3 protein-coding genes are annotated in these 3,074 nt (G+C 48.4%); all 3 read right to left on the reverse strand.

From position 1 onward, the window contains the following. The coding region (locus QCH34_RS09760) for a hypothetical protein (protein ID WP_300333466.1) at nt 1-1,217 on the reverse strand (1,217 nt) is incomplete at its 3' end. A gap of 99 nt (nt 1,218-1,316) precedes the next feature. Further along, nucleotides 1,317-1,979 carry a hypothetical protein gene (locus QCH34_RS09765; RefSeq protein WP_300333468.1) on the reverse strand — a complete coding sequence of 221 codons (663 nt, stop codon included), beginning with the start codon at nt 1,977-1,979 and terminating at the stop codon, nt 1,317-1,319. A 334-nt stretch (nt 1,980-2,313) separates the two neighbouring features. Then, nucleotides 2,314-2,982 (reverse strand): M48 family metallopeptidase, encoded by a 669-nt coding sequence (locus tag QCH34_RS09770; RefSeq protein ID WP_300333470.1) that lies wholly within the window; start codon nt 2,980-2,982, stop codon nt 2,314-2,316. Nucleotides 2,983-3,074 lie beyond the last annotated feature (92 nt).

A 3,074-nucleotide genomic window follows, 5' to 3' on the forward strand; every position in this document is an offset into this window, starting at 1 on the left:
CTGCCCTTCATCTGCGGGGTTACGCCCTCATCTGCGGGTGCCGTCTCGAGGGTTGAGATGGCCGGGAGGATCTCCTCCCGGATAGCCACGATCTTCGATTTCAAGAGGGTTTCCGCGAGCGTCCTGCTGTATCTCCCCTGAAAATGCCGAACCGCAATCATCTGCGAAAGGAAGATCAGGGCAAAGATCCCTATGTTGATGTGGACATCGGCTTCGGCAGATGTGAAACTGCCGTAGGTGATCCCGGGGAGGACGAGCGCTGCTATGAGAAGTATACCCGTGACGGTGATCAGGACAGCGGCGGTGAGTGCGAATTTCAGTCCCTTGCTCCAGGCTTCTTCATAATGCTCTTTGAAGGTGGAATGGATGCCGAGCACTTCCGAGAAAAAGCCACTGGAATACGGCTTCACATGCACAATCGCGATATAGAACACGATTAATGCAATGGACTGGACGGTGATGATGATGGAGGAGAACGCCTCGAACTGGCCGAAGACTGCCCAGCCTGCGAGTGCAAAAGCAGCGGAGAGGGCAAAGAGCATGAGAAAGCCCGGTGCCAGCGGCTGGCAGTTGATGAAGAAGAGGTTCCAGCCGAGTTCGAGGAGGTAGTTCCTCTGCCGGGTAAGCCCTTTGATCGTCTCGGTTGTGTCGGCAATACCGATGCTGCTTTTTCCGGAGGTCTCTTTTCCCGAAGCCTCTTTTCCCGAGGTCTCTTCGCCCGCGATCCCGTCCCGGCTCTTTCTCTCACGCACTGTGAGTTCCCTGACTTTGAGTTCCCTGATGTACCCTATATACATCTTTAAGTCTGCCATATCGGTCGGAAGCATGGTGAGGAAGGGGTTCACCATCAGGAATGTGAAGGACGCCATAATCCAGTACAGGTAGAACTTCCAGGTGAATGCAAACATGAGCCCCAGGTTGATTACGAGCGCCGCCCCGAGGATGAGCGAGGTATATCTAAGGCTCCATTTCGTCTCATCGAGGCGTTTCAGATCGTCTTCTGCGTTGCTGCAGATCTCTTCCGCTTCAGCCCGCGACAGTGTGAGATTCTGAAAAAACTCCTCACGTGAGATCTCCGGGAGATCTTCCTTATTGGGTCTTATGAATTTGTTCAGGTAGGGAAGTTCCATCAGGGATGGTTTCGTTACGATTGCTAATATAGGTGCATCTTCTGCACGAACCGGGGGGTGGGGGAGGAGCCGGTCTGCCGTTTTCATGCCCTCTGCGGTGGCCGGAGAGAACAGAGCATGACAGTATCGATGGTTATGCTGGATCAGCCACACTCAAATAAAGGTGCTTGGGAACCGATCCCGGTATCATACTCGGGCATATACAAGTTCGTGTTCCGCTGCCGGGTCGGACGAGTACTGGAATCCGGATTTGAATGTCTTTTCCTGTGGATCCAGGGTGATGGATTCCAACCTGTGATCGGAAGCGATACTCGATACAAGGTCATACGTTTGGTTTCCCCGGTACTCCCACGAACCCCGGTCCTGGACGTTATCCCTGTTGCCCATCATATCGTAATTGAACGTATACATCCCGTCCTCTTTGAATTCGTACCAGATCTTCGCACCGTTCCCCCGGTTGGTCTGTTCCCAGCGGCCGAGAACCGATGAATAATGTTCACTCCATTCCGTTCCCATCTCGTTTGTTTCCGCAGTCAGATGGTCTGCGATTATCCACCCGGTATAGGACTGTCCATCCGTTGTTCTGAGGGTAATACGGCTCCAGGTATCCTGCATCACTTTCTTCTCCCAGATGGTTGCAGAAAGATTTTCGCAGGCGGGGAATGTTGCTACTATTGTATGGTCCGCCTTCTCACCGATGTCGCCCGGGGATGTCCAGAGAATAACTTCTGGTATTTGGGATGAGTCAGCAAGCGCCGGATTAGCGATGCAGAGGTTCACCGACCCTTTTCCGATTGGTGCTGCCGGGGAACCTGCCGAAGTACACCCGGAGACCATGATTATTGACACTATAATGAAAAAACAGATTATTTGTCTCATAGGATTTGTCTCATCGTTTTATTGTAGAATTTAGGTAAGATAAAGTATGGTGTGTTTGGGTTCGGTGATCAAAATTGATCGTACATGATCGTATAATCGGACCTAGCGGGGTGCAGTATCGTAATAGAATCTCTGAGAGTTATCGTGAGTATCATACATATTGAGATCCTATTTCCTTTTTCGAATTGTCTGGGCATTGGAGAGATGCAGGGAGCGATTAAGCGAGCAATAGAGCAGAATCCCATTCATTCAGAGTGATTGATTCTTCGGGAGGGGAATGACCAGTTATTTATCCTTCTTTTCTTCAGCAATGATCTGACCAATCAATGCATTGTTCATGCTCTCGACGGCCCGGACTATCGGTGAGGAGGAATTGATCGAATACCGGGACTTCGAACGAACTCACTAACATCCTGTTTTCAGCATGAACTTCCCTCTGCACCAAAAACCAGTAGACAAATAGATCATTTTCCAACACTTTCCAATCGGGGAATTGTTCCTCGATTTTGTTCCAGAATATTATATTGTGTCGCTTTTCAAAGAGATGAACCATTTCATGATAGATGACATATGACATCTGACGTTCGGGTAGATACCTGAGAAGCATATTGACAGTAATATTACCGTTTCTACTGCAACTTGCCCATTTTGAATTCATGACCCGAAAAAAAACATTGTTTGGTTTTTTCCCCAAATCGTCTGAGTATTGATGTATGAACTCATAAACGATTGTCTTAAAATCAGTATCATACACTGTTCGGATTTCTTTGTCTTTAGAAGCCACCAGAGCATCATTAATGATTTTCTTTTTTTCTTCGATCCAAGAAGAATACCTGGAGAGGATTTTATCCTCGTCCTCGTCCTCAGGCAAAATGAGAAGAAGTTTTCCCGTTTTGAATTCCAAGCGAGGGTATTGGACGTTCCTGTAGACGACAGAGTAATCCTGCTCCATATAATCACCGTGAATTCCCATACTCTTTCACGCTGTCGATCAACATAACATAAAGGACATCAATCTCATCGATACTTTTTCCATGGTGCTTTCCATAGCGACGGACAAACTTG

This window comes from Methanocalculus sp. (assembly GCF_029762515.1).
Classification (GTDB): Archaea; Halobacteriota; Methanomicrobia; order Methanomicrobiales; family Methanocorpusculaceae; genus Methanocalculus.